General features: G+C 66.8%; 25 protein-coding genes. 9 read left to right on the forward strand and 16 right to left on the reverse strand.

What is annotated here, in order from left to right; translation table 11 throughout:
• The first annotated feature begins 116 nt into the window (after positions 1-116).
• Positions 117-1,265, forward strand: coding sequence for a pyridoxal phosphate-dependent aminotransferase (locus tag LRS53_RS00590; protein ID WP_231354563.1), 1,149 nt, complete (start codon positions 117-119; stop codon positions 1,263-1,265).
• The gene (locus LRS53_RS00595; protein ID WP_231354564.1) at positions 1,253-2,044 is read left to right on the forward strand and encodes an amidohydrolase; all 792 of its coding nucleotides are present in this window, start codon (positions 1,253-1,255) and stop codon (positions 2,042-2,044) included. Before LRS53_RS00590 ends, LRS53_RS00595 begins: the two co-directional genes overlap by 13 nt.
• Here the strand turns inward: LRS53_RS00595 and LRS53_RS00600 are convergent, their stop codons facing one another.
• Entirely contained in the window at positions 2,045-3,193 is a 1,149-nt protein-coding gene (locus LRS53_RS00600; protein WP_231354565.1) for an aminotransferase class V-fold PLP-dependent enzyme, read from the reverse strand.
• A gap of 131 nt (positions 3,194-3,324) precedes the next feature.
• On the opposite strand from LRS53_RS00600, the gene LRS53_RS00605 reads away from it, so the two are divergent.
• Positions 3,325-3,786, forward strand: coding sequence for an Lrp/AsnC family transcriptional regulator (locus LRS53_RS00605; RefSeq protein WP_231354566.1), 462 nt, complete (start codon positions 3,325-3,327; stop codon positions 3,784-3,786).
• A gap of 452 nt (positions 3,787-4,238) precedes the next feature.
• On the opposite strand, the gene LRS53_RS00610 is transcribed toward LRS53_RS00605, so the two are convergent.
• The 3 genes from LRS53_RS00610 to leuA all read right to left on the reverse strand — a co-directional run bounded on the left by LRS53_RS00610 (position 4,239) and on the right by leuA (position 10,361).
• Positions 4,239-5,189 carry an aldo/keto reductase gene (locus LRS53_RS00610; RefSeq protein ID WP_231354567.1) on the reverse strand — a complete coding sequence of 317 codons (951 nt, stop codon included), beginning with the start codon at positions 5,187-5,189 and terminating at the stop codon, positions 4,239-4,241.
• A gap of 53 nt (positions 5,190-5,242) precedes the next feature.
• On the reverse strand, positions 5,243-8,548 hold the full coding sequence (locus LRS53_RS00615; protein WP_231354568.1) for an EAL domain-containing protein: 3,306 nt from the start codon (positions 8,546-8,548) through the stop codon (positions 5,243-5,245).
• Between the two features lie 142 nt (positions 8,549-8,690).
• A complete protein-coding gene (gene leuA / locus LRS53_RS00620; RefSeq protein ID WP_231354570.1) occupies positions 8,691-10,361 on the reverse strand; it encodes a 2-isopropylmalate synthase in 1,671 nt (556 codons plus the stop codon).
• A 363-nt stretch (positions 10,362-10,724) separates the two neighbouring features.
• On the opposite strand from leuA, the gene LRS53_RS00625 reads away from it, so the two are divergent.
• Entirely contained in the window at positions 10,725-11,156 is a 432-nt protein-coding gene (locus LRS53_RS00625) for a DUF4174 domain-containing protein (protein WP_231354571.1), read from the forward strand.
• A 174-nt stretch (positions 11,157-11,330) separates the two neighbouring features.
• Here the strand turns inward: LRS53_RS00625 and LRS53_RS00630 are convergent, their stop codons facing one another.
• Together LRS53_RS00630 and LRS53_RS00635 are read right to left on the reverse strand one after the other, a co-directional pair.
• Positions 11,331-11,999, reverse strand: coding sequence for a glutathione S-transferase family protein (locus tag LRS53_RS00630; RefSeq protein ID WP_231354574.1), 669 nt, complete (start codon positions 11,997-11,999; stop codon positions 11,331-11,333).
• A gap of 28 nt (positions 12,000-12,027) precedes the next feature.
• Entirely contained in the window at positions 12,028-13,308 is a 1,281-nt protein-coding gene (locus LRS53_RS00635; RefSeq protein WP_017640651.1) for a mechanosensitive ion channel family protein, read from the reverse strand.
• 112 nt (positions 13,309-13,420) lie between these two features.
• Between LRS53_RS00635 and LRS53_RS00640 the strand changes: the two genes are divergently transcribed.
• Positions 13,421-13,810 carry a DUF6491 family protein gene (locus LRS53_RS00640; protein ID WP_231354576.1) on the forward strand — a complete coding sequence of 130 codons (390 nt, stop codon included), beginning with the start codon at positions 13,421-13,423 and terminating at the stop codon, positions 13,808-13,810.
• A gap of 6 nt (positions 13,811-13,816) precedes the next feature.
• Positions 13,817-14,371: a DUF488 domain-containing protein gene (locus LRS53_RS00645; RefSeq protein ID WP_231354578.1), complete on the forward strand. Its 555-nt coding sequence runs from the start codon at positions 13,817-13,819 to the stop codon at positions 14,369-14,371.
• Positions 14,372-14,376: 5 nt separating this feature from the next.
• On the opposite strand, the gene LRS53_RS00650 is transcribed toward LRS53_RS00645, so the two are convergent.
• The 3 genes from LRS53_RS00650 to LRS53_RS00660 form a co-directional block, all read right to left on the reverse strand.
• On the reverse strand, positions 14,377-14,583 hold the full coding sequence (locus tag LRS53_RS00650) for a hypothetical protein (protein WP_064309397.1): 207 nt from the start codon (positions 14,581-14,583) through the stop codon (positions 14,377-14,379).
• Positions 14,584-14,678: 95 nt separating this feature from the next.
• The gene (locus LRS53_RS00655) at positions 14,679-15,500 is read right to left on the reverse strand and encodes a M23 family metallopeptidase (RefSeq protein ID WP_231354579.1); all 822 of its coding nucleotides are present in this window, start codon (positions 15,498-15,500) and stop codon (positions 14,679-14,681) included.
• A gap of 76 nt (positions 15,501-15,576) precedes the next feature.
• Complete coding sequence (locus tag LRS53_RS00660) at positions 15,577-16,683, reverse strand: SMP-30/gluconolactonase/LRE family protein (protein ID WP_231354580.1); 1,107 nt, start codon at positions 16,681-16,683, stop codon at positions 15,577-15,579.
• 160 nt (positions 16,684-16,843) lie between these two features.
• Between LRS53_RS00660 and LRS53_RS00665 the strand changes: the two genes are divergently transcribed.
• The gene (locus LRS53_RS00665) at positions 16,844-17,038 is read left to right on the forward strand and encodes a hypothetical protein (RefSeq protein WP_231354582.1); all 195 of its coding nucleotides are present in this window, start codon (positions 16,844-16,846) and stop codon (positions 17,036-17,038) included.
• 10 nt (positions 17,039-17,048) lie between these two features.
• On the opposite strand, the gene xseA is transcribed toward LRS53_RS00665, so the two are convergent.
• On the reverse strand, positions 17,049-18,428 hold the full coding sequence (gene xseA / locus LRS53_RS00670; protein ID WP_231354586.1) for an exodeoxyribonuclease VII large subunit: 1,380 nt from the start codon (positions 18,426-18,428) through the stop codon (positions 17,049-17,051).
• Between the two features lie 102 nt (positions 18,429-18,530).
• On the opposite strand from xseA, the gene LRS53_RS00675 reads away from it, so the two are divergent.
• Positions 18,531-19,082, forward strand: a complete 552-nt coding sequence (locus tag LRS53_RS00675) for a sugar ABC transporter ATPase (protein WP_231354587.1) — start codon at positions 18,531-18,533, stop codon at positions 19,080-19,082.
• A gap of 351 nt (positions 19,083-19,433) precedes the next feature.
• Here the strand turns inward: LRS53_RS00675 and otnI are convergent, their stop codons facing one another.
• The 6 genes from otnI to LRS53_RS00705 form a co-directional block, all read right to left on the reverse strand.
• Positions 19,434-20,213 (reverse strand): 2-oxo-tetronate isomerase, encoded by a 780-nt coding sequence (otnI, locus tag LRS53_RS00680; protein WP_231354588.1) that lies wholly within the window; start codon positions 20,211-20,213, stop codon positions 19,434-19,436.
• A gap of 15 nt (positions 20,214-20,228) precedes the next feature.
• Positions 20,229-21,689 carry a GntT/GntP/DsdX family permease gene (locus tag LRS53_RS00685; RefSeq protein ID WP_027601498.1) on the reverse strand — a complete coding sequence of 487 codons (1,461 nt, stop codon included), beginning with the start codon at positions 21,687-21,689 and terminating at the stop codon, positions 20,229-20,231.
• Positions 21,690-21,828: 139 nt separating this feature from the next.
• Positions 21,829-22,467 (reverse strand): 3-oxo-tetronate 4-phosphate decarboxylase, encoded by a 639-nt coding sequence (otnC, locus tag LRS53_RS00690; protein WP_231354589.1) that lies wholly within the window; start codon positions 22,465-22,467, stop codon positions 21,829-21,831.
• Positions 22,464-23,756 (reverse strand): 3-oxo-tetronate kinase, encoded by a 1,293-nt coding sequence (otnK, locus tag LRS53_RS00695; protein ID WP_231354590.1) that lies wholly within the window; start codon positions 23,754-23,756, stop codon positions 22,464-22,466. The genes otnC and otnK overlap by 4 nt, the downstream gene beginning before the upstream one ends.
• 5 nt (positions 23,757-23,761) lie before the next feature.
• Positions 23,762-24,655, reverse strand: a complete 894-nt coding sequence (gene ltnD / locus LRS53_RS00700) for an L-threonate dehydrogenase (protein ID WP_231354592.1) — start codon at positions 24,653-24,655, stop codon at positions 23,762-23,764.
• Between the two features lie 21 nt (positions 24,656-24,676).
• Positions 24,677-25,381, reverse strand: coding sequence for a FadR/GntR family transcriptional regulator (locus LRS53_RS00705; protein WP_017638637.1), 705 nt, complete (start codon positions 25,379-25,381; stop codon positions 24,677-24,679).
• Between the two features lie 193 nt (positions 25,382-25,574).
• On the opposite strand from LRS53_RS00705, the gene dksA reads away from it, so the two are divergent.
• Entirely contained in the window at positions 25,575-25,979 is a 405-nt protein-coding gene (gene dksA, locus LRS53_RS00710) for an RNA polymerase-binding protein DksA (protein WP_231354594.1), read from the forward strand.
• Positions 25,980-26,117: the final 138 nt, after the last annotated feature.

The raw sequence follows: 26,117 nt of genomic DNA on the forward strand, positions 1-26,117 counted from the left end.
TTGTACCCAGGCTATGCCGAGACCGCTGGCTGGCTGATCGGCATAGCACTACTTGCCCTCTCGCGCAAAAAATCGCAGTCTGCCGATCTCCTTCCAGCCAGACCCGTGCCCGCGCGATGATCCAGAGCAAGCTTCCCGACCTCGCCGTCACCATCTTTACCCGCATGTCCCAGCTCGCCGCCCAGACCGGTGCGCTGAATCTGTCCCAGGGCTTTCCCGACTTCGACGGCCCCGCCGAGTTGCTCGCGGCGGTCGGTCGCCATGTCGCGGCCGGCCACAACCAGTACGCGCCCATGACCGGATTGCCGGCGCTGCGCCGGCAGGTGGCGGCCAAGGTTGCCGCCTTCTATGGCCGCGAGGTGGATGCCGAGGCCGAGGTCACCATCGTGCCCGGGGCCACCCAGGGCCTGTTCTGCGCCCTGCAGACGCTGGTACGACCAGGCGACGAGGTGATCGTCTTCGACCCCTGCTACGACAGCTACGAACCCTCGGTGCGACTGGCCGGCGGGCGCTGCGTGCATGTGCCCCTGACGCTGCCGAGCTTCGGTATCGACTGGACGGCCCTGGAGGCGGCCCTGAGTCCGCGTACCCGCGCCATCGTGCTCAATACCCCGCACAACCCCAGCGGGGCCCTGGTCAGCGCCGCCGAGTTGGACCGCCTGGCCGCGCTGATCCGCGGGCGCGATCTCTATCTGGTCAGCGACGAGGTCTATGAGCACCTGGTCTACGACGGCGAGCGCCATGCCAGCGTCATCGCCCACGACGAACTCTATGCCCGCGCCTTCGTGGTCAGCTCCTTCGGCAAGACCTATCACGTCACCGGCTGGAAGACCGGCTATGTGGTGGCGCCGCCGGCGCTGTCGGCCGAGTTGCGCAAGGTGCACCAGTACGTGAGCTTCTGCGGGGTGACGCCGATCCAGGCCGCCCTGGCCGACTTCATGGCCGCCCATCCCGAGCACCTCAGCGAGCTGCCGGCCTTCTACCAGGCCAAGCGCGATCTCTTCTGCGACCTCCTGGGCAACTCGCGCTTCACCTTCCAGCGCGCCGCCGGCACCTATTTCCAGGTGGTGGACTATTCCGCCATCCGCCCGGATCTGGACGACGTGGCCATGGCCGAATGGCTGACCCGCGAGCATGGCGTCGCCGCCATTCCGCTGTCGGTGTTCTACCAGACACCGCCCGCTGACCTGCGCCTGGTGCGCTTCTGCTTCGCCAAGTGCGAAGACACCCTGCGTCAGGCAGCGGAGCGGCTATGCGCGATCTGACCCCCACCCAGGACCTGCGCCTGGCGCTGCTGCAGAGCGAACTGGCCTGGCATGACCCGGCCGCCAATCGCGCCCATTTCGAGCGTCTGCTGACGGCTGTGGGCGAGACCGACCTGGTCATCCTGCCGGAGATGTTCACCACCGGCTTTTCCATGGAATCGGCGGCCCTCGCCGAACCCGCCGATGGGCCGACCGCCGTCTGGCTACGAGAACAGGCCCGACGTATCGGCGCCGTGGTGACGGGCAGCCTGATCGTGCAGGACGAAGCTGGACAGCATCGCAACCGGCTACTGTGGGCGACGCCCGAAGGCGAGTTGCTGCACTACGACAAGCGTCATCTGTTTCGCATGGCCGGCGAGCACGAGCATTACGCGCCTGGCGAGCAGCGCCTGGTGGTGACGCTCAAGGGTTGGCGAATCCGCCCGCTGATCTGCTACGACCTGAGATTCCCGGTCTGGAGTCGCGCCCAGGACGATACCGATCTGCTGCTCTATGTCGCCAACTGGCCGGCGCCGCGCCGCGGCCACTGGAATCGCCTGCTGCCGGCGCGGGCCATCGAGAATCTCTGCTATGTCGCCGCGGTGAACCGCATCGGCAGTGACGGCAACGGTCATCCCTATGCCGGTGACAGCCAGGTGCTGGACTTTCAGGGTGAACCCCTGGTCGAGGTCGGCGCGGCGGCCGGTATCTTCCACACGACCCTGTCCGCCGCGGAGCTGGTCCGCTATCGCGAGCGCTTCCCGGCGCAGCGCGATGCCGACGCCTTCCGCCTGGACTGATCAGGCCCAGAAGGGCGCGGGCTGGGCGGCATGCTGATGGATCAGGGCGATGGCCTGGTCCACGTCCGCCGCGGTGGTGTAGCGACCCAGGCTGAATCTGTAGCTGCGCGCGGCCTGTTCGGCAGATAGGCCCAGGCCCAGGAGCACATGAGAGGGTGCCGCCTTGGCCGAACTGCAGGCCGAGGTCGTCGAGAAGGCCAACTGACGTTGCAGCGCCGCGGTGTCCAGTGGCGTGGCGAAGGTCAGGTTGAGGGTATGGGGGATGCGCTGCCGGGCGCAGCCGTTCAACTGCATGCCAGGCAAGTTCTGGACACCGGCCAGGAACCGCTCGCGCAACTGGCCGAGCCGCTCGTTCTCCCGCGTCATGGCCTGGCCGGCGAGGGCGAAGGCGGTGCCCATGCCCACGATCTGGTGAGTGGCCAGGGTCCCCGAGCGCAGGCCGCGCTCATGGCCGCCGCCATGGATCTGCGCCTGCAGGGCACCCTCCGCCCGCGGGCCGACGTAGAGGGCGCCGATGCCCTTGGGCCCATAGGTCTTGTGCGCGGAAAAGGACATCAGATCGACCTCCAGGCTGGTCAGGTCGATGGCGACCTTGCCGGTGGCCTGGGCGGCGTCCACGTGGAAGAGGGCGCCACGAGCGCGGACCAGCCGGCCGATGGCGTCGATGTCGGTCAGGGTGCCCAGCTCGTTGTTCACCAGCATCAGCGAGACCAGGCAGGTGTCCTCCTGCCAGGCTTCGGCGACGGCATCGGGGGTGATGAGACCTGCCGCGTTCGGCGCCAGGTAGGTGACGGCGAAGCCTTCGGCTTCCAGCTGGGCCGCGGTATCGAGCACCGCCCGGTGTTCCAGGCAACTGGTGATCAGGTGGCCGCGCCCGCGACGACGGGCCACGCCGAGCAGGGCGAGGTTGTTGGATTCGGTGGCGCCGGAGGTCCAGACCAGCTGCGCGGGCTGGGCGCCGACCAGGGCGGCTACCTGCTGGCGAGCGCTATCCACAGCCTGCTGGGCGTCGTTGCCGAAGGCATGGCCGCGGGAGGCGGGATTGCCGAAGACGCCCTGGCGCCCCAGGCAACCCAGCATGGCCTCGATGACGACATCGTCGACAGGGGTGGTGGCGGCGTAATCGAAATACAGGGGATAAGCGTCCATGGCGGCCTCGAGCGATCAGATGAGAATAGGCTAGCGTCTTCATCTCGAAAGGAATTTGCTTTTCGATCGCTAACTGTGGGGTCTATGCGAATAGAATTCCTCTGTAGAGCCTTTTTGGGGAAAAGCATTTCATGGATCGCTTAGATCGTGCCATTCTCGACATCCTCCAGCAGGACAGCACCCGGTCGGTAGCCGATATCGCCGAGCGCATCGGTTTGGGCACCACCGCTTGTTGGCGGCGCATCCAGAAGCTGGAGGAGCAGGGGGTCATCCGCGCTCGGGTGGCGCTGCTCGATCCCCGCCAGCTCAACGTGGGGGTGACGGTGTTCGTCTCGGTGCGCACCAACCAGCACGCCATGGACTGGCTGCAGCGCTTCCACGCGGCGGTGGCGGCCATTCCGGAGGTGGTGGAGCTCTATCGCATGGCCGGCGACACGGATTACCTGATGCGCATCGTGGTGCCGGACATCGCCGCCTATGATGGTGTGTACAAACGGCTGATCCAGGTACCGGGGTTGCTCGACGTCAGCTCCAGCTTCGCCATGGAGCAGATCAAGTACAGCACGGCTTTGCCGCTGGATTATGTGCGGTAGGGCAGGGCCGTAGCATGGAAAACGGCGCAGCTTTTCCACTCTCGATAGCAGCTGCTGCGGCCACCCTCACCCCAACCCTCTCCCTGAGGGAGAGGGGGTGTCCGAGCGGGGGTCGGCTTTAGCGGCCAGGTAGATCATCAGCGGCTGCGGAGGTGACTGATGCGTAGCGTGGAAAACGGCGCAGCCTTTTCCACTCTCGATATCAGCTGCTTGGGTTGCCCTCACCCCAACCCTCTCCCTGAGAGAGGGGGTTGTTCGAGCGGGAAGTTGGCTTTGGCGGCCAGGTAGATCATCAGCGGCTGCGGAGGTGGCTGGTGCGTAGCGTGGAAAACGGCGCAGCCTTTTCCACTCTCGATATCAGCTGCGTGGTATCTCTCTCACCCCAACCCTCTCCCGGAGGGAGAGGGGATTGTTCGTGCGGGGGGCTCCGGCGCGTCGGTGGTCGCGACACCTCAGCGATAGGCGCTGACCTGATTCAGCAGGGTGATGTCGTCGGCCGGTAGCTGCAGCCGGGTGGCGGCCACCAGGTCGTCGAGCTGGGCCTGGGAGGTGGCGCTGGCGATCGGCGCGGTGATGCTGGGGCGGGCGATCAGCCAGGCGAGGGCGACCTGGGCCGGGGTGGCGTCGTGCTTTTCGGCGATCTCGTCGAGGCCGGCCAGGATGGCCATGCCGCGTTCGTCCAGGTAGCCCTTGACCATGTCCGCGCGTGAACCCTGCAGGTCGTCCTTGGTGCGGTACTTGCCGGTCAGGAAGCCGCTGGCCAGGGAGAAGTAGCTGATCACGCCCAGGCCGAGCTCCTCGACCACCGGTTCCAGGTCGGTCTCGTAATCCTGACGGGCATGCAGGTTGTAGTGAGGCTGCAGGCTCTGGTACGCCGGCACGCCCAGGCGTTCGGCGACCTGGGCCGCTTCGCGCAGGCGCTGGCCGCCGTAGTTGGAGGCGCCGATCACCCGCACCTTGCCCTGTTCCACCAGCCGGGCGAAGGCGCCCAGGGTTTCCTCCAGCGGCGTGTTCTCGTCATCGCAATGCGCCTGATAGAGATCGATGCGATCGGTCTGCAGACGCTTGAGCGAGGCTTCCACCGCCTGCTGCACATAGCTGGCCTTGAGGCCTTTGCGGCCCTCACCCATATCCATGCCCAGCTTGGTGGCCAGGATCACTTGATCACGCTTGCCGCTGCGAGCGAACCACTTGCCCAGCAAGGTCTCGGATTCGCCACCGCTGTTGCCCGGTGCCCAGCGCGAATAGACGTCGGCGGTGTCGATGAAATTCAGACCCGCTTCGAGCAGGGCGTCCAGCATGCGAAAGGACTGGGCCTCGTCCAGCGTCCAGCCGAAGACATTGCCACCAAAGCAGAGCGGCGGCACTTGGAGGTCTGAATGGCCAAGGGTACGTGTTTGCATGGGATCCTCATCGGGTTGGAGAAGTCATGCAGGTTACGACCGATGGCCACGACTCAAGGTTCGAGACGCGACGGCCCCGGCCACTCGCGCAGAGGAAGGGGTTTGCCGAGGGCATAGCCCTGGGCGTAGTCCACGCCGATGGTGCCGAGCAACTCGAAGGTAGCCTGGGATTCGACGAATTCGGCGATGGTCTCGGCGCCCAGGTGGTGGGCGACCTGGTTGATGGACTCGACGATGGCACGATCCAGCGGATCCTGGTCGAGGGTGCGGATGAAGCTGCCGTCGATCTTCACGTAGTCGACGCGGAAATGCTTGAGGTAGGCGAAGGAGCTGAGGCCGGCGCCGAAGTCGTCCAGGGCGATGCGGCAGCCGCGTTCGCGCACCTGGCTGATGAGCGCTGAGGCCACCGACAGCTTGTTGATCACCGCGGTCTCGGTCAGCTCGAAGAGCAGGCGCTGCGGATCCAGCGGCGAGGCGGCAATCAGCTCCAGCAATTCGGGCAGGAAGTCGGGATCGCTCAGGCTGTTGCCCGAGAGATTGATGCCCACGTGCAGGTGGGGCCGTGCCTGCAGCCAGGGCACCAGTTCGACCAGCACCTGACGTACCACCCAGCGGTCAATGCTGCTCATCAGACCGAAGCGTTCGGCGGCCGGGATGAAGGTGGCCGGCGAGATCAGTTGGCCCTGGACATCGCGCAGGCGCAGCAGCAACTCGACATGCTGCGCCGCGCTGCCGCGGCTACGGGTGGGGACGATGGTCTGGGCGTGCAATTCGAAGCGGTGCTGCTCCAGGGCCTCGCGCAGGCCGCTGGCCATGAGGATCTCGCGGTGTTGGCGCTCCACGTCCTCGCTGCCGGCGCGATAGAGCGCCGCACGATTGCGCCCGGCATGCTTGGCGGTGTAGCAGGCCACATCGGCCTGGCTCATCAATTCGGCCGGACTGCGGGTCTCGGCGGTGATGGCGACGATGCCGGCGCTGGCACCGACGTCGTAGATCCGGCTCTGCCAGTTGAAGCGCACGGCGCCAATGCTGGCGATGAGCTTTTCGGCGACGGCCTCGGCCTGCACCAGATTGCAATCACGCAGCAGCAGGGCGAATTCGTCACCCCCGATGCGCGCCACGGCATCCGAGCCACGCAGGGAATCGCGCAGCAGGGTGCCCAGCTCGCGCAGCAGCAGATCGCCCGCGGCATGGCCGGCGGAATCGTTGACCACCTTGAAGCGATCCAGGTCGATGAAGCACAGCGCATGCTGGGTGGTGCCGGTCTGGGCCTGTTGCCAGGCGGCGTCCAGCTCCTGCTCGAACTTCAGGCGGTTGAAGAGTCCGGTCAGGGCGTCGTGGGAGGCGTTGTAGCTCAATTCGCGCTGCAGGTTGCGGGCATGGGTGACGTTCTGGAACACCAGTACCGCGCCGATGATGTGGCCATCCACCGTGCGTAATGGCGCGGCGGAGTCCTGCACCTCGTGCCTTTCACCCTGGCGGCTGAGCAGCACCGCGCCCTCGTCCAGCGAGGTGATGGTCTGCTCGCGCAGGCAGCGCGCGACCGGGCTGGGCAGCACCTCATCGCTCTGGCTGTCGTGGATGAGGAACACCTCCTCGTGGGGGCGCCCCTGGGCATCCGCCAGCGACCAGCCGGTGAGCTGCTCGGCGACCGGATTGAGAAAGAGGATGCGACCGTCCACGTCGGTGGTCAGGACGGCGTCGGCGATGGAGGCCAGGGTGACCTGCAGCCGTTCCTTTTCCTCGTAGAGCGCCGTGGTCAGCTGATGGTGCTCGGTGACGTCACGGTTGCTGCCGACCATTCGGCAAAAGCCGTCGCCGCTTTCGATGGCGATGACTTCAGAACGGATCCAGCGAACGGCACCATCCCGGCGAACGATCCGAAACTCGTGCTCGTAAGAGGACAGATTGCTGATAGATGCACGGAAGAGCCTCATGGAGGCTTCGCGATCCTCAGGGTGCAGGGCTTCGATCCAGGTCGCTAGCTCGTAATTGCCATCGCTCAGCGGCAGGCCATAGAGCTGGTGAACCTTGGCATCGGCGATGAATTGACGGCTGCGGCTGTCCCACTCCCAGATGCCGACGTTGCTGGCGCGAATCGCCAGTTGCAATCGCTCGCGCAGATGCGCGCTAACTTCATCGGCGCGCCGCTCGGCATCAATATCCCGAACCTGCAGCAGATAGCCCGTCAGTAGATCCTGGTCGTTGTGGTCTGGCGAGCAGGCCATCATCACCCAGAGGGTATGGCCGTCATGGTGACGGAGTTGCAACGTCTGCTCATGTTCGCCAAGGTCGGGCTCGGCTCGGGAGTCGGCCAGCAGCTCGCCCAGAGGATGGCCTTCGAGGGCATGGCGCGGATAGCCCAGCATGGTCTCCAGAGCCGGGTTGACGTCCGACAGCAGCCCCTGGGTCGACACCAGCGCCATGCCATAGGGCGCGGTCTGCATGGCGTGCCGATAGCGTGCCTGATTGCGCAGCAGCCGCTGATGCTGATGGCGGCTCTGTTGCACTGCTGATGCCAGCAATAGCGGTGGAATCTGCATCAACGCCACGGGTATGTAGGTGAGCGCCTGGATGGCCAGGGAGGCGCCGGTTAGATCGATGACATGGTCGTAGGCCAGCAGGTTGCCCAGCAGGAAGATGTTGAGTCCGCCAATCAACGCCGTACCCGCTACTGTGAGCCGCATGGTCAGCATCAGCAGCAGCATCGCCAGGTAGACGAAGGGGTAGGGCAGGTAGCTCAGGATGCAGATCGCCAGTAGGGGGCTCAGGCCCAGCAGGGCGATGAATTCCTTGCGCCCATATGGCGTGAAGGTGGCCAGCGTCACCGGCCAGCGCAGCAGCGCCAGGGGTAATACCGTGAGTAGGCCGAGGGCGTCGCCGATGTACCAATGCACAGCAACGGTCAGCAGCCTGGCTTCCCCGGTCAGACCCATCATCAGGGTCCCCAACGCCGCCCCCAGCAGCGGCGGCAGGAGGACGCCATAGATGAGCAGGCGGCCCATGGCCGCGACATTGCGATCGAAGGCTAGACTCTGGCGTCGTAGCAACGCCGCGCCCAGCACGATCTCGGCCAGATTGCTGGCGCCGAATCCCAGACCAGGCAGCACTGTTCCGCCCGTTAGGAGATCCGCCAGAACGGCGGCAACCAAGATTGCCCCAGCCTGTAGCGGCCAATGTCGTGGCGGACTGCGCAGTAGGCACGCCAGCGCCAGACCGTTGGGTAACCACAGCGCCGGTACCGCACTGGGATCTTGGCCGGTCAGTGTCAGGCACAGCAGAGAAGAAAGCAGGAACACGCCGCAGAGTGCCAAGGCGCTACCCAGGGCGGGCGGAAACCGAAGCAAAGATACGTTCATCGACCGTCCGTAACGGACCGCTTTCGGCGTGGCGCTGCACGGCGGGAGCGGAAATTCCTCAAAGCGATCAGTATCTAGGCAGAGGCACCATAAAAAAAGGGAACACCGACAGGTATTCCCTTTAGTTTGACGAATGTCAGTTTCAGGCAGCCTTGGCCTGGGCCTGGGTGACCGCGCGATTCAGGGCGCTGAGCAGGGCACGGAAGCTGGCGGTGGTGATGTTCTCGTCGATGCCGATGCCATGCAGCGGGCGCTGGCCCTCCAGGCGAACCTCGATGTAGGAGGCGGCCTTGGCATTGGCGCCGGCGCCGATGGAGTGCTCGTGGTAGTCCATGATCTCCACCGCCTGGGGCAGGCAGGCGACCAAGGCTTCCAACGGACCCTTGGCGGTACCGTGCCAATGCTCGGTGCGACCCTCGACGGCGACCTTGATGTCGACGGTGGAGGTGCCGTCTTCCTCGCGCAGCTTATGGCTGACCAGCGCATAGGGGCTCTTGGCCTGCAGGTATTCCTGTTCGAGCAGGCCATGGATCTGCGCCGCGGTCATCTCCAGGCCCAGGCGATCGGTCTCGCGCTGCACCACCTGGCTGAATTCGATCTGCATGCGGCGCGGCAGGCTGATGCCGTATTCCTGTTCCAACAGGAAGGCGATGCCACCCTTGCCTGACTGGCTGTTGACGCGGATGACCGCCTCGTAGTCGCGCCCGATGTCGGCCGGGTCGATGGGCAGGTAGGGCACTTCCCAGAGCGCATCCGGCTTCTGCTGGGCGAAGCCCTTGCGGATGGCGTCCTGGTGGGAGCCGGAGAAGGCGGTATGGACCAGGTCACCGACATAGGGATGACGTGGGTGTACCGGCAGCTGGTTGCACTCCTCGACGGTCTTGCGCACGGCGTCGATGTCGGAGAAGTCCAGCTCGGGATCGACGCCCTGGGTGTAGAGGTTGAGCGCCAGGGTCACCAGGCAGACGTTGCCGGTGCGCTCGCCGTTGCCGAACAGGCAGCCTTCGACGCGATCGGCGCCGGCCATCACCGCCAGTTCCGAGGCGGCGACGCCGGTGCCGCGGTCGTTATGGGTGTGGACGCTGATCAGCACGCTGTCGCGGCGATCGATGTGGCGGCCGAACCACTCGATCTGGTCGGCGTAGTTGTTGGGCGTGGCGCACTCGATGGTGGCGGGCAGGTTGAGGATCAGCTTGTTGGCCGGGGTCGGCGCGAACACCGCGATCACCGCGTTGCACACCTCGACGGCGAAGTCGGTCTCGGTGGAGCTGAACACCTCGGGGGAATACTCGAAGCCCCACTGGGTCTCCGGGCGCTCGGCGGCCAGGCGCACGATGGTCTGGCCGGCGGCCACGGCGATGGCCTTGACGCCCGCCTGGTCCTGGTTGAAGACGATGCGGCGGAAGCTCGGTGCGCAGGCGTTGTAGTAGTGGACGATGGCGCGCTTGGCGCCCTTGAGCGACTCGAAGGTGCGCTCGATGAGGTCGTCGCGGGCCTGGGTCAGCACCTGGATGGTGACGTCATCGGGGATGTGCCCGCCCTCGATCAGCTCGCGGACGAAATCGAAGTCGGTCTGGGAGGCGGAGGGGAAGCCCACCTCGATCTCCTTCAGGCCCACGGCGACCAGGCACTTGAAGAAGGCCATCTTCTTCTCGGCGTCCATCGGCTCGATCAGCGACTGGTTACCGTCGCGCAGGTCGGTGGACAGCCAGATCGGCGCCTTGTCGATGACCTTGTCCGGCCAGGTGCGGTCGGGCAGGGCGACGGGCGTGAAGGGACGGTACTTCTGCGAGGGATCTTTGAGCATGGTCATGGCGATTCTTTCCTTGGGCGTGGTCGGGACTTACGAAGCGAGCGCGGTCGAGCTTCGCAGTCGTGGACTGACCAGTCGCAGGCAGCGGTGCTGCCGGAGGAGGATGAGGGTATGGGCGTTGTGCATGGCGCTAACGGTAGTCCGCTCAGTGTAGGGCTCGCAATCTTCTTTTTAAAATTGGCAGGAATGGTCGCCTAGATCTTTTTTCTGACGATTTATTGCTATGTGGGGCTTCCTATTGGTGATTTATGAACAGCGGGCCGGGCGGTTTTTGTGTAACCCGAAATCGCCAGGGCGATCCCTGACGCCGGACCGAGGTCAATGCTGGACGACTCTTGGCAACCGAACGGAAGGAAAGCGTCCATGAAGACCCTCGCGCTGGTAGGCCTGGCGACCACCCTGATCGCCGGTCTGGTCTCGACGGCCCAGGCGGCCGACAACCCCCTGGAGGCGGAACGCTGGAAGACCCGACCGCTGATCCTGGTCGCGCCGACGGCGAACGATCCCCAGGTGGTGAAGCTGCGCGAGGAGCTGGCGCAGCCAGCGAATCGCGAAGCCTTCGTCGAGCGGGACATGGTGCTCTATACCGTGGTGGTCGGCGTTGGCAGCCGCAACGACCAGCCGCTGCGCCCGGAACAAAGCCAGGCGCTGCTCCAGGCGCTTGACGCGCGCGCCGGGCAGCCGGCGACGCTCTATCTGGTGGGCAAGGATGGTGGCGTCAAGGTGCGCGAAGAGCAGGGGTGGTCGCTCAAGGCTTTGTTCGGCACGGTCGATCGGATGCCGATGCGGCAGTGAGGGAGGGGACCCTCACCCCAACCCTCGCCCAGGGGGAGAGGGGGCCTGTCGAGGCAGCCGGATGCGGCGTAGGTTGGGTTGAGCGTCAGCGAAGCCCAACACTGTGTCTGTTGGGCTTCGGCGATGGAGCTGCCTCAGCCCAACCTACGGGGTGCCGGTATCGGCGTTCGAGTCTCAGGCGTAGACGTAGGGGCCGCCCTGTTCCAGCGCCCGCTGATAGGCCGGGCGGACATGGATGCGCTTGAGGAAGTCCACCAGCCTGGGGCGCTTGCCGTTGTCGAGGCCGGCGCGGGCGGCGGCGGCTTCCAGGGGGAAGCTGAGCTGGATGTCGGCGGCGGTGAAGCTGTCGCCGACGAACCAGCCGCTGGTGCCCAGCTGGCTTTCCAGGTAGTCCAGGTGCAGGTCCAGCTGGGGCTGGATGAAGCTCGCGGTAGCCTTGGCGGCGATGCCCTTGGCGATGGGTCTCGCGAAGAAGGGCATAGGCGAGGTGGCGATGCGGTCGAATACCAGCTTGAGCAGCAGCGGTGTCATGGCCGAGCCTTCGGCGTAGTGCAGCCAGTAGGTGTAGCGCACGAACTCGGGACTGTCCTGGGCCGGCAGCAGTTGCGGCCCGTAGCGCCGCGCCAGGTAGTCGACGATGGCACCGGATTCGGCCAGGGTCAGGTCGCCGTCGACGATCACCGGCGACTTGCCCAGCGGGTGCACCTTGCGCAATTCCGGCGGCGCGAACAGCCCGCCGGCGGCCCGTTCGTAACGCTGCACCCGATACTCGATGCCGAGCTCTTCGAGCAGCCAGAGCACCCGCTGGGAGCGGGAGTTGTTCAGGTGGTGGACGACGATCATGGTCTTTCCTTAGGCCGGGGACGGACGATCAGGGTGCCGGAGTGCCCGGTTCGCCCAGGGAGGTCATGGCCTCGCGTGGTTCCAGGCGTCCGCGGAAGTCGCGTCCGCTCGGGTGCTGGAATACATGGAGGCCGAATTCCGGGAGGATGGAGAGCAGGTGATCGAAGATGTCCCCCTGGATACCCTCATATTGCGCCCACACCGTGGTGTTGGTGAAGCAGTAGATCTCCACCGGCAGACCCTCGCCGGAGAGCGGCATCTGGCGCACCAGCAGGGTCATGCCTTGGTGGACCCCGGGATGGGCGCGCAGATAGCGTTCGACATAGGCGCGAAAGGTGCCCAGGTTGGTCACCCGGCGGGTGTTGACCGGTTCCTGGCCGCGCTTTTCCAGCTTGCGGTTCCAGTCCGCCAGTTCCTGTTCCTTGGCGGTGAGGTAGTCGTCCAGCAGGTTGAAGCGGTGCAGGTGCTCGCGTTCGGCGTCGCTGAGGAAGTGCACGCTGTTCTGGTCGATGTTGAGCGCCCGCTTGATGCGCCGGCCGCCGGCTTCCTGCATGCCGCGGTAGTTGCGGAAGGAATCGGTGATGAATCTCTTGGTGGGGATGGTGGTGATGGTCTTGTCGAAGTTCTGCACCTTGACCGTGTGCAGGGCGATGTCGATGACGTCGCCATCGGCGTTGAGCTGGGGCATCTCGATCCAGTCGCCGACGCGGATGATGTCGTTGCTGGAGATCTGCACGCTGGCCACCAGGGAGAGCAGGGTGTCCTGGAAGATCAACAGCAGCACCGCGGCCATGGCGCCGAGGCCGGAGAGCAGGATCAGCGGCGAGCGGTCGATCAGGGTGGCGATCATCAGGATGACCGCGATGGCGTAGATGACGATCTTGCTGACCTGGACGTAGCCCTTGATCGGCTTGAGCCGCGCCGAGGGCCGTCGCGAATAGAGCACGTTGACCATGTTCAGGGCGCTGCCCAGGGCCAGGGCGATGGTCAGCACGATGAAGGCGCTGCAGACGTTCTGCACCACGGTGACCAGGGCATCGGGGCGACCCGGCACCAGCTCGATGCCGATCGAGAGCACCAGGGCCGGGACGATGTTGGCCAGCCGGCCGATGACCCTGTGGTGATTGAGTTCGTGATCCTGGCCGAAGGAGGTGCTGCGCAGCAGGCGATAGAAGCCGCGCACCAGGATGCGCTTGACGATCCAGTTGAGAACCCAGGCCGCCAGCAACAGGCCGAGGCAGGCGACCAGGGTGAGCAGTTGAGGGTGTTTTTCGAGGTCGTCGATCAGTCGGGTCAGGGCCGTGGGCATAGGGGGTCTCTTGACGGGATACTACGGACGCCACGTTAGCAAAGCTGCGCCCTGCTTGCCGTATTCGTCATCTGCGGTCGGTCCTAGGTTCAGCCCTTTCAGGAAGATATCCATGCGTCCCTTAGCTGCTCTTCTTACCGTCGCCGCAACACTGCTGCTCGCCGGGTGCGCCGGGCGTCCCTTCGCTCCACCGACCCTGGATGATCGCCTGGCCGATCTGGGCTATCGGCAGGGCGCTGCCGTGGACACCATCCTGGGCTTCGATCTCTCCGGCTGGCACTACCTGGACACCCGCCATTTGGCGCTGGGGACCGGGCTCGGCCGCGCCTATCTGGTGGACTTCGCCGTGCCCTGCCGCAACCTGGCCGCCGGCAATCGGCTGGGCTATCGCTCGCGAGCCGCCGGCCTGCGTCCGGGCGACTTCTTGGTCTCCACCGATGCCCGGGGCAACCGCCTGGAGTGCCCCATCGGCGGGCTGTATCGCCTCGACTCCCGGCGTTGAGCGGCCATGATCCTGACCCTCGGCCATTCCAATCATCCGCTGGCGCGCTATGTCGAACTGCTGCAGGCGCAGGGGGTGACGGCGGTGGCCGATGTGCGCTCGCAACCCTATAGCCGTCATGTGCCCCAGTATCGCCGGGAGGCCTTGCGCGAGGGGCTGGCCGCGGCCGGGCTCGCCTATGTGTTCCTGGGCCGGGAGCTGGGTGCGCGCAGCCCGGATCCGGCGCACTACGAGGACGGGCAGGTACGTTATGACCTTCTGGCCGCCAGCGCGCTTTTTCAGCAGGGACTGCTGCGCCTGGAGCAGGGCCAGGCGCGCTGGCGGATCGCCCTGCTGTGCGCCGAGCGCGATCCCCTAACCTGTCATCGTGGCCTGCTGGTAGCGCCCTGTCTGATGCAGCGAGGCCTGGCGGTGACGCATATCCACCCGGACGGTCGGCTCGAAAGCCAGACCGAGCTGGAAGACCGGCTACTGGCCGCGAGCGGCCTGGCGGATGGCGATCTGTTCAGCTCGCGCGAGGAGCGGTTGAAACGGGCCTATGCCCGCCACGGCTGGCGGTAGCCCGCCTAGCGCTCCGCCGGCTCGCGCTTCTTCCACCAGCCGGCGTAGAGGCCGATGGGATAGACGCTGACCAGCACGGCGTAGACCACCCAGGTGCGCCAGGACCAGGCCGACAAGACGAAGCCCTGGGAGAAGCCCACGAGCAGGTAGCAGGCGGCGGCGACCAGTAGGATGCTGCCGAGGGCGCTGCCGAAGCGGGGTCTTGGGGTCATGGCGGTTCCAGGTCTGGGCAGAGGAGGGCGTCTCTTTTAAGCCAGCGCCGGACGCCTGGCAATGCCCCTGACTGCAACCAATTGTTTGTTGTCGATCAGGGCTTGAAGGCCCCGATGAAGATGCTCGGGTCGACGCGCACGTCGTTGAGGCTGACGTTCCAGTGCAGATGCGGACCGGTGGCGCGCCCGGTGCTGCCGACGCGACCGACCACGCCACCGCGGGGCATCTCCTGGCCGACCTGGACGTCGACGCGGGACAGGTGGCAGAACATGCTGATCAGCCCCTGGCCGTGGTCGACGAACACCGTCTTGCCGTTGAAGAAGTAGTCGCCCACCAGCACCACCTTGCCGGCGGCCGGGGCCTTGACCGGGGTGCCGGCGGGCACGGCGAAGTCCAGCCCCGAATGTGGGTTGCGCTCCTGGCCGTTGAAGAAGCGGCGCAGGCCGAAAGGGCTGGAGAGCGGGCCGTCCACGGGTTTGTCCAGCAGCAGATTGCTGGGCTGGTTGGGGGAGAACAGTCGGTAGGCGGCCTGCTGCTCGGCCAGTTCGCGCTCGAAACGCTTCAGGTCTTCGGGATTGGGCGTGACCTGACGCTGGTTCTTCAGGGTGATGCGCTGCTCGGCGTAGTGGCGGCTGCCAACCGTGAAGGCCTGGGGCGCGGCGCCGGCGACCTCCAATGGCTGGCGGCCTGTGGCCGTGCCCAGGGGGATACCGACGATGGCCACCCAGCCATTGCCATCCTTGACCACCAGCACCGGCTTGCCCTGGTAGCGCACCCGCGGCGCGGCGTCACCGGGGATGGGGACCACGGCGACACCGCCCTGCACCGGCTTGTCCAGCAGACGTTGCAGGTAGGTGCCGGCGTGAGCGGGCAGTGCGAGGAACAGGCAGCAGAGCAGCGGCAGCAGGCGGGACATGGGGTTTTCCAACGGCGAAAACGCCCATGCTGGAGCAGGCGAGGGCCGCAGGGCAAGGCACCTGCGGCTCTGTTCGTCAGTTGGGGACGATCTTGTAGAGCACGGTTTCCAGCGCCGGCTTCTGCTTGGGATCGAAGAAATTCATCTCGGGGATGCGCGAGTCCGTGACATAGACGGTGCCATCCGGACCGCGACCAAAGGTGTCCGGCCAGATCAACTTCTTGTCCTGTACCAGGGTGGTGAGCTGGCCGTTCTCGCGGATCTTCACCGCATGCTCTTCCACGGCACTCACATAGAGGCGCCCTTGCGGATCCATCAGCAGGCCATCGGCCGGACCGTTCTCACCGACCTTTTCCACCTTGGCCGACAGGCTGGCGAGGTCGTCGCTCTGCAGGCTGGCGGTGGCGATGCGATAGAGGGTGTTGCCCTTGACCGCTTGCCAGTAGAGGTAGTCACCGGCCGGGGAAAGGGCGATGCCGTCGGCGGAAAATTCCACGCCGCGGCCATCGGGGCGCATCAGCGGCTTGCCGTCGGCCTTGACCTTGACGCCCTTCTCGGCCTGGGTGCTGGGGTCGCTATCCAGGGCGCGGCGGGCCTTGCCGCTCTCCAGGTCCAGCACCACCAGGGCGCCGCGGGCACCGGAGTCGGTGATGTAGGCATGGCGACCGTCCGGGCTGAATCTCATGTCGTTGAGATAGCTGCCCTGGGGCGCCACGCTCTCGTCCAGCGCATAGACCTTGCTCACCTGGTTGCTGGCCAGGTCGATCTTGACCAGCTTGGGTGCACCGGGCACCACCAGAGCCTGGGCTGGGGCGCCCGGGTCGATCACCCAGAGATTGCCACGGCCGTCGGCCACCACGGATTGCACGCACACCCAGTGGTTGCCTGGCGTTAGCTCATCGCGCTTGGCATTGCGCCAGCCGTTCCAGGCCGGATCCGGATAGGGCACCAGACTGCCGTCGGACTTGAGTTCGGCGACCGAGACCTCGCTGTCTTCGGTCCAGCGCGGAAAGTTGACGAAGATCCGACCGTTCTCGCTGACGGTGACGCCAGTGACCTGGTGATCGAAGCTGGCGACCTTTTCCAGCTTGGCGCTGGACTCGGCGGCAAAGGTGGCAGGGGCCAGGGGCAGGGCGGTCAATAGCGTGGCCAGGGCGAGGCGGCTGAGGGCGGGTCTGGACATGGTGGGATCCTGGTAGGCGACCGGAGGGACCGGTCCTGCAGGTACGACTGCGCCGCCCGCCTGGAAGATCGCCAGGGCCGACAGCCGGGCGGCCGTTGGCCAGGGCGGGAGCGCCCGTGGAAATCCTGGGGTCCTCCTTCAAACCCCAGAGGAGAAGACCATGTTCCGTCCCATCGCCAGCAGCCTGGCCCTGCTTACCCTGAGTGCGCTACTCGCCGGTTGCGACAAATCACCGGAGACCCCGTCGCCCCAGCGCAGCGAGGTGGTGCAGAAGAGCGCGCCCGGCAGCGATCCGGCCACTCCGTCGCCTGATCGCACCGTGGAGCATGGTAATCCGGGGACCAAGGCACCCTGAGGCGCTGGCGTCAGTCCAGCAGCGACAGGGTGACCGGCGCCTGGTGATTGTCCAGCACCCGCACCTCCAGCTCGCCCTCGGCCAGGCGAGCGTGGAGTTTCTGGCCCGGCTGTACCTGGCTGGCCACGCGCACGGCCTGGCCGCGTTCGTCGAGGAGGATGCTGTAGCCACGGCCCAGGGTGGCCAGGGGGCTGACGATCTGTAGGGTCTGGACGGTGCCGGCCAGGCGCTGCTGGCGCTCCTTGAGTTGCCGCTGCATGACTCGCGGCAGGCGGTCGGCCAGTTGCTCCAGCCGTTGGCGCAGCAGGGCCAGCTGGCGCCCGGGATGCTGGCCGGCCAGGCGGGTATCCAGGTGCGCCAGGCGATCGCGGCGGCGATTTTGGGCGATGACATAGGCGCGCCGCAGACGCAGATCCAGATCATCCAGGCGCTGTGCCTGCTGGCGCAGCCGTTCGCCGGGATGGCGCAGGCGCCGGCTGCAGGCCTCCAGGCGCAGGCGTTCGCGCGCCAGGCGCTCGCGCATGCGCAGGAGCAACTGGCGATGCAGACCATCCAGGCGCTGGCGCAGATCGGCGCTGTGGGGGGCGAGCAATTCCGCCGCCGCCGAAGGGGTGGGCGCGCGGACATCGGCGACGAAGTCGGCGATGGAAACGTCCGTCTCGTGACCCACGGCGCTCACCACCGGGGTCTGGCAGGCCGCCAGGGCGCGGGCCACGGGTTCTTCGTTGAAGCACCATAGGTCTTCCAGGGAGCCACCACCGCGGGCCAGGATCAGGGCGTCGAAGCCCTGGCGATCGGCCAGTTGCAGGGCGCGGACGATCTGGGCGGTGGCCTCGCGGCCCTGCACCGCGGTGGGGATCAGCGTCAGTTCGACCTGGGGCGCCCGTCGCTTGAACACGCTGACGATGTCGCGGATCACCGCGCCGGTGGGCGAGGAGACGATGCCGATGCGCTGCGGATGGGCGGGCAGTGCGCGCTTGCGTTCGGCGGCGAACAGTCCTTCGGCGGCCAGGCGCTCCTTGAGCGCCTCGAAGGCCAGGCGCAGGGCGCCGTCGCCGGCCGGCTCGACGCTGTCGAGGATCAGCTGGTAGTCGCCGCGGCCCTCGAACAGCGAGACCTTGCCGCGTACCTTGACCGCCAGGCCGTCGCGCAGGGCTTGCCGTACCCGACCGGCGTGCTGGCGGAACAGCGCGCAACGCACCTGGGCCTGGCCGTCCTTGAGGGTGAAATACAGATGGCCCGAGGCAGGCTTGGCCAGGTTGGAGATCTCGCCCTCGACCCAGACCTGGGCGAAGACATCTTCCAGCAGCACCCGGGCGCGGCTGTTGAGCTGGCTGACGCTGAGCACCTCGCGATCGAGACCGAGGCGGGCGAAGGGATCCTTGAACATGGGGCGCTTTCTGTGGCTTTCGTCGGCCTCACCTTAGCAGCTCTGGGCGTGGGGCGAGCAGCCCATTAAGCTGCGCGCCCCTTCCTTCGAGACCCGCGTTCCATGACCCTGCGCCAGACCATCCTCGCTCCCCGCATTTCCAGCCATCCGCGAGTGGAGCGTACCGCCGTGGAGATCCTTGGCTGGCTCGCCGCCAGCGGTGTGGTCAGGGCCGAAGCCTCGCCCTGCCTGCCCAGCCGCGGACGGCGCGGCCATTCGCCGGGACCGCGGCTGACCGAGGTATTGCACCTGACGCCGGGCATGGACGATCCGCGCGACTATCCCGACGGTGGCTTGGAGATCGTCACCGAGCGCTGCATCTTCACTCCGCTGGACGGCTTCGAGGGTCGCGCGCGTTGCCCCGCCTGCCGCCGCGAGATCGGCGAGGCGCTGTTCGAACACCTGGAAGTCTGGATGCCGGCGGAAAGCGACAACTTCGCCTGCCCGGAATGCGATCACGAAGACGACATCAACGGCTTCGACTTCCCCCAGCCCTGCGCCTTTTCCGACCTGGGCTTCATCTTCAACCACTGGCCGGCGCGAGCCTTCGCCCCGGCCTTCCTGGAGGAGTTCCGGCGGCGACTGGGGCAGCCATTGGCGGTGGTGGAGGTGTAGGGGCGGGTAAGTCTATCGCGGCCATGGGCCGCTCCTACGGTTGCCTCGCGGCCGCGATTAGGCATCGATACACGAGGGTGAATAGGGCTCAACCGTAGGTTGGGCTGAGACGGATCTTTCGTCGAAGCCCAACAAGAGCGCGCAACCGGCGTTGCGAGGTGTTGGGCTTCGCTGTACTCAGCCCAACCTACGGGTTTACGCCTGCAACTGGCGCAGCCACTCCAGCCTCGCCGGGCACGGTGCCTGATCGTAGGTTGGGCTGAGACGGCTCTTTCGTCGAAGCCCAACAGGGGCACGCGACTGGCGTTGCGAGGTGTTGGGCTTTGCTGCGCTCAGCCCAACCTACGGCTTTCAAGCCTTCAGTTTGCGCAGCCACTCCAGTCCGGCGGAGGTGTCGCTCCGCGGACGATACTCGCAGCCGATCCAGCCGTCGTAGCCGAGGGCGTCGAAGCGCTCGAACAGATAGGGATAGTGCAACTCGCCCAGGTCCGGTTCGTGGCGATCGGGCACGCCGGCGATCTGCACGTGGCCGATGCCGGCGAAGTCGCGTTCGAAGGTCTTGCTGACGTCGCCCTCGACGATCTGGCAGTGGTAGCAGTCGAACTGCACCTTGAGATTGCTGGCGCCTATGGCCTGGCGGATGGCCTGGGCGTCGTCCTGGCGATTGAGGAAGTAGCCGGGCATGTCGCGCCCGTTGATGGGCTCGATGAGGATGGTCACCCCGGCCTTGGCCGCCTGTTCGGCGGCGTGGGCCAGGTTGCCCAGGTAGGTGTCGCGGGCGCGGGCCCGGTCGACCTCGGCGGGCAGCAGCCCGGCCATGACGTGTATCAGGCGATTGCCCAGCACGGCGGCGTAGTCCAGGGCGCGGTCGATGCCGGCGCGGCACTCGGCCTCGCGACCGGGCAGGGCGGCCAGGCCACGTTCGCCCGCGGCCCAGTCACCAGGCGGGGCGTTGAACAGCACCTGGGTCAGGCCGGCGGCGTCCAGCCGGGTCCTGATCTCGGCGGCGGAGTGCTCATAGGGAAAGAGGTATTCCACGGCCTGGAAGCCATCCGCCGCGGCGGCGGCGAAGCGGTCGAGGAAGGCATGCTCGGGGTAGAGCATGCTGAGGTTGGCGGCGAAACGGGGCATGGCTTGTCTCCCAGATCAGACGAAGGGCCAGAGCAGCAGGGTGATGGCGAAGCCCAGGCACCCCAGCAGGGTGGTCAGGACGGTCCAGGTACGCAAGCCGTCGGCGACGCTCAGGCCGACCAGCTTGGTGAAGATCCAGTAGCCGGCGTCGTTGATGTGCGACACGGCCAGACCACCGGCGCCCATGGCCAGGCAGAGCAGGGCCATGTGGTTGGCCGAGAGGTCCAGGGTAGCGATCAGCGGACCGAGGATGCCGGCGGTGGTGACCAGGGCCACGGTGGTGGAACCCTGGACCGCGCGCAGCAGCAGGGTCAGCACGAAGCCCAGCGCCAGCACCGGCAGGCCGGTGGCGCGAAGCAGCTCCGAGACCACCGCGCCGATGCCGGTGTCCACCAGCACCTTGCCGAAGACGCCGCCGGCGCCGGCGATGAGGATGACCATGGCCACGCCGGGCAGCGCCGAGCCGATGACGTCCGAGACCTGCTCACGCGACCAGCCGCGGCGGAAGCCCAGCACATAGGCGCACAGCAGGGTGTCGATCAGCAGGGCCACCAGGGGCGCGCCGACCACGGTGAGGATGTCCCGCAGCAGGTTGCCGGCGGGCAGCCAGCTGGTGGCCAGGGTGCCCAGCAGGATCAGCACGATGGGCAGCAGGATCAGGGTCACCACCAGGCCGAAGCCAGGGGCCGGCGCGGGCGGCAGACCGGCGGCGAGGCCGGCCGGGGTCTCGTCGACCTTGACCGCGGCGGCGCCGAGGCTGGGCAGGCCGGGGGCCATGTCCTGGCCGCGACCCCACTGCTGCAGATGGGTGTCGGTGATCTGCGGACCATAGACGTCGCTGCGGATGTCGTCGGTCATGGGGTAGTGACGGCGGGTCATGCGCCCGGCCACCCACCAGCCGATCAGAGCCAGCACGGCGGTGATCGGCAGGCCGAACAGCAGCACCCGACCCAGGTCGGCGCCCAGCTGGCCGGCGGCGGCCACGGCGCCCGGGTGGGGCGGCAGCATGGCGTGCACCGTGAGCATGGTGGCGCACATCGGCAGGGCGAAGACGATCAGCGGCTTGCGCGCGGTGCGGGCGATGCCATAGGCCAGCGGCATCAGCACGATCACGCCGACTTCGAAGAACACCGGGATGCCGACCAGGAAGCCGGCCAGGGTCAGGGCCAGCGGCGTGCGTCTGTTGCCGAAGCGCTCGATCAGCGTCTTGGCCAGGGCCTCGGCGCCGCCGGAGAGTTCGATGATGCGGCCGATCATGGCGCCCAGGGCGATGATGATGGCGATGTGGCCGAGGATCTTGCCCATGCCGCCTTCGATGGTGGCGACCAGCTTGGACGGTTCCACGCCAGCGGCCAGGGCCACCAGGATGCTCACCAGCATCAGCGCCACGAAGGGCTGGAATTTGTACTTGAGAACCAGGAACAGCAGCAGGGCGATGCCCGCCGCAGCGATGAGGACCAGCAGCAACGGACTCATGAGCGGGACTCCGGGCAGGTGAGGCTGACGACGTGGGACATGGCACTTTCCTCGCTATTGTTGTTTTTCCAGGGCAAACCGATCCCGCGACGGCCGGCGAGGGCCATCGTGGGGGTGTTGCGGTAGCGCGGGCTTCAGGTCACCAGACGGCGCCGAAGGTCTCCGCCAGTTCGGCCAGGGCGGCGGCATCGAGCGGCGCCGGGCGTGGCTCGCTGAGCAGCCACAGCCGCGCGGTTTCTTCCAGCTCCTCCAGGGCGAAGCTGGCCTTGCTCACGCTGCTTTCCCAGACCACCGGACCGAGGCGTTCGAGCATCACGCCCCTTACCCGGTTGGCCAGTTGCGCCACCTGCTCGGCGACGCTGGCGGCGCCGGGGCGGGCATAGGGAATCAGCGGGATATGGCCGACCTTCATCACCTGGTAGGGGGTGATGGGTGGCAGGATGTCGTCCGGGCGCCAGACCCCGGCCAGGGTCAGGGCCACCAGGTGGGTGGAGTGGGTGTGCACCACGCCGCCCACGCCGGGATTGCGGTCGTAGACCTGGCGATGCAGGGCCAGGGTCTTGGATGGCTTGTCGCCGGAGACCCAGTCGCCATCCAGGCCGACCTTGGCGATGGCCGCCGGATCGAGGCGACCGAGGCAGGCGTCGGTGGGGGTGATCAGCCAGCCGTCTTCCAGGCGGGCGCTGATGTTGCCGGCGCTGCCTACGGTGTAGCCGCGGGCATAGAGGCTGGCGCCGACGGTGCAGATCTCTTCGCGCAGGCGGGCTTCGGCGCTCATGGCTGTTCTCCTGCCAGCTGGCGCAGGGCCTTGGCGAAGAAGTCGCGACTACCGAAGTTGCCGGACTTGAGCGCCAGGGCCAGGGGTTCGCCCTCGACCTGGCCGAGGGTGGCCGGCACGCCCGGATCGATCTGGGCACCGATGCGCAGGCTTTGCACGCCCAGGGCCTGGACCACGGCGCCGGAGGTTTCGCCGCCGGCCACCACCAGGCGGCGTACGCCGCTGTCGAACAGGCCGCGGGCGATCAGGCCGAGGGCGCGTTCCACCAGTTCGCCAGCGCGGGCCACGCCCAGCTCGCGCTGGATAGCCTTGACCTCGTCGGCGGGGCTGGTGGCGTAGATCAGCACGGCCTGGCCCTGGTCACGCGCCCAGGCGAGGGCGGCGTCGATAGTGTCGTCACCCTGGGCCAGGGCCAGCGGATCCAGGCGCAGGGCCGGGCGGCCGGCTTCCAGCCAGGCGGCAACCTGGCCATTGGTGGCCTGGGAGGCGCTGCCGGCCAGTACCGCCTCGCCACCGGTGGGCAGCTCCAGGGCGGCGGCATCATGGGCCTGGAGCAGCCCGGCGCGGCGGAAGTTCTCCGGCAGGCCTTGGGCGATGCCCGAGCCGCCGGTGACTAGGGGCAACTCGGCACAGGCCGCGCCCAGGGTATGCAGGTCGGCGTCGGACAGGGCATCGGCGATGGCCAGGCGATGCCCTGAGCGGCGCAGTTCGGCGATGGCCGCGCGCACGGCCTCGGGGCCCTGGGCGACCTGGTCATAGCGCAGCAGTCCGACTTTGCCGCGACTCTGGGCCTGCAGCACCCGCACCAGGTTGGCGTCGGCCATGGGCGTCAGCGGGTGGTGCTGCATGCCGGACTCGCTGAGCAACTGGTCCTGCACGAACAGATGGCCGCGGAACAGGGTGCGCCCGGTTTCCGGGAAGGCCGGGCAGGCCAGGGTGAAGTCGCAGTCCAGCGCCTCCTGCAGCGCCTCGGCTACCGGGCCGATGTTGCCTGCGGCGGTGGAATCGAAGGTGGAGCAGTACTTGAAGAAGAATTGCCGGCAGCCGCGCTGGCGCAGCCAGGCGAGGGCGGCCAGGGATTCGCTTACCGCCTCGGCGGCCGGCGTGGTGCGGGATTTCAGCGCCACTACCACGGCGTCGGCGGCGTCCAGTTCGGCATCGGCCGCGGGCACGCCGATTACCTGCACGGTGCGCATGCCGCCACGCACCAGCATGTTGGCGAGATCGGTGGCGCCGGTGAAGTCGTCGGCGATGCAGCCCAGCAGCGGGCGGGTCTCGGTCTGGCTCATGGGTGTCACTCCGCGGCCTTGGGCAGCTCGATGCCCGGGAAGATCTTGATCACGGCCGAGTCGTCTTCACGACCGAAGCCTGCGGTGGAGGCCTGCATGAACATCTGGTGGGCGGTGGCCGACAGCGGCAGCGGGAATTTCGAGGTGCGCGCGGTATCCAGCACCAGGCCCAGGTCCTTGACGAAGATGTCCACGGCGGACAGCGGGGTGTAGTCGGCCTTGAGGATGTGCGGCACGCGATTCTCGAACATCCAGGAATTGCCGGCGCTGTGGGTGATGACCTCGTAGAGGGCGTCCGGATCGACGCCTTCGCGCAGGCCCAGGGCCATGGCCTCGGCGGAGGCGGCGATGTGCACCCCGGCCAGCAGCTGGTTGATGATCTTGACCTTGGAACCCTGGCCGGGCGCATCGCCCAGGCGATAGACCTTGCCGGCCATGGCGGCCAGGACCGCTTCGCCCTTGGCATAGGCCTCGGCGGTACCGGAGGTCATCATGGTCATCTCGCCGCTGGCGGCCTTGGCCGCGCCACCGGAGAGCGGGGCGTCCAAAAGCAGGATGCCGCGCTGGGCCAGGCGCTCGCCCAGCTCCACGGCGTAGGCCGGGGCCACGGTAGCGCAGGCGATCACCAGGCTGCCCGGCCGCAGGGCCGCCGCCGCGCCGCCTTCCCCGAACAGCACCGCCTCGGTCTGCTCGGCGTTGACCACCACGGTGATCAGGATGTCGCAGCTGTCGGCCAGGGCCGCAGGCGAGGTGCAGGCTACGCCGCCTTCGCTGGCGAAGCTTTCCAGCACGCTGGCGCGCACGTCACAGGCATGCACGGCGAAGCCGGCACGCAGCAGCGAACGGGCGACGCCCAGACCCATGGCCCCAAGGCCGATGACACCGACGTTGTCTTGCATCTTGTTGTTCTCCAGAAAAGGTCAGGCGAAGCCGGCCTGCCGCAGGCGGCGGGCGGCGTTGTAGATGTGCTGGCGGGCGGCGTTGGCGGCCGCCAGGGGATCGCCGAGGCGGATGGCGGCGACGATGGCCTGGTGTTCTTCATGCACCTGACGGGAGAAATCCTCGCGCCGCGCCTCGTTGGTGCGGGTGATGCGCGTGGCCGTCTCCAGGTACTGGCTGACGAATTCCAGGGTCTTGATGAAGTAGGGGTTGCCGGCGGCCTGGGCGATGGTGCGGTGGAAGGCCACATCGGCGCGTACCCCGTCATGGCCGTCGGCGACGTCTTCGTCGATGGCCGCCAGGGCCTCGTCGATGGCCACCAGATCGGCCTCGCTGCGGTTGATGGCGGCCTCGGAGGCGATTTCCGCCTCGACGGCGCGGCGCAGGGCCAGCAGGTGGAAGACGCTGCCGGGCAGGCTGGCTTCGTCGGCATCGATACGCAGCGGGCGGATGCTGGCGTGGGTGGTGACGAAGATGCCGCGCCCCTGCTGGGGCTGCAGCACGCCTTCGTTCTTCAGCCGCGAGATGGCTTCGCGTACCACGGTACGGCTGACGCCGAAGGCTTCGGAGAGCAGGGCTTCGCTGGGGATCTTGCTGCCGGGGGCGAAAACACCGGCTTCGATCTTGTCCAGCAGTTGCTGAGCGACATTATCGCTCAGGACATTGGCGGGGACCTTGGCGAACATGGAGACCTGCTGTTGTGGTTGTAAGGTTGTCATACAGGTTGTCAAGCTACTTTCTCATAGGCTTTTGGCTTTGTGTAGTGGTTTTGGCTGAGGCACTACGGAATTTTTGTGATGGCGTCGTGAGGTACAAGGGCCAGGCTAGAGCTCTCTCTTAGTGTTATAATATAACGTTTATGCTGAGGAGCACTGTCGCATGACCCCTGAAGAACTCTTGGCCCAACCCGAGTCGGCCTATATGAACGAGGCCCAGCGTGATTTCTTCCGCCAGTTGCTGCTCGGTCAGCGTGGCGATCTGCAACGGCTGATCGACGAGCAGGTGGAGGATCTGCGCGGCATGGACGCCCATGGCGATCCCGCCGATGTCGGTAACGCCGAGCAGCAGCGGCAATGGCAACTGCGCCAGCTGGAACGGGAGAAGAAGCTGCTGGACAAGATCGACGAGGCCCTGGAGCGCCTGGCCCGTGATGAGTATGGGTGGTGCGAGGAAACCGGCGAACCCATCGGCCTGGCGCGATTGCTGCTGAGACCGACCGCCACCCTCAGCGTGGAAGCCAAGGAACGCCAGGAGCAGCGCGAGCGGCATATGCAGTCGTCGTGAGGGCTTCGCGGTTGGGCATCCCTCACCCCAACCCTCTCCCCTGAGGAGAGGGGGCGGTATGGCGCAGGAAGGGGGCACCCGTAGGTTGGGCTGAGACGGCTCCATCGTCGAAGCCCAACAGGCAGACTCGCAATAGGC

Origin of the sequence: Pseudomonas sp. PLB05, assembly GCF_021106615.1 — a bacterium.
Lineage (GTDB): Bacteria > Pseudomonadota > Gammaproteobacteria > Pseudomonadales > Pseudomonadaceae > Chryseomonas > Chryseomonas benzopyrenica.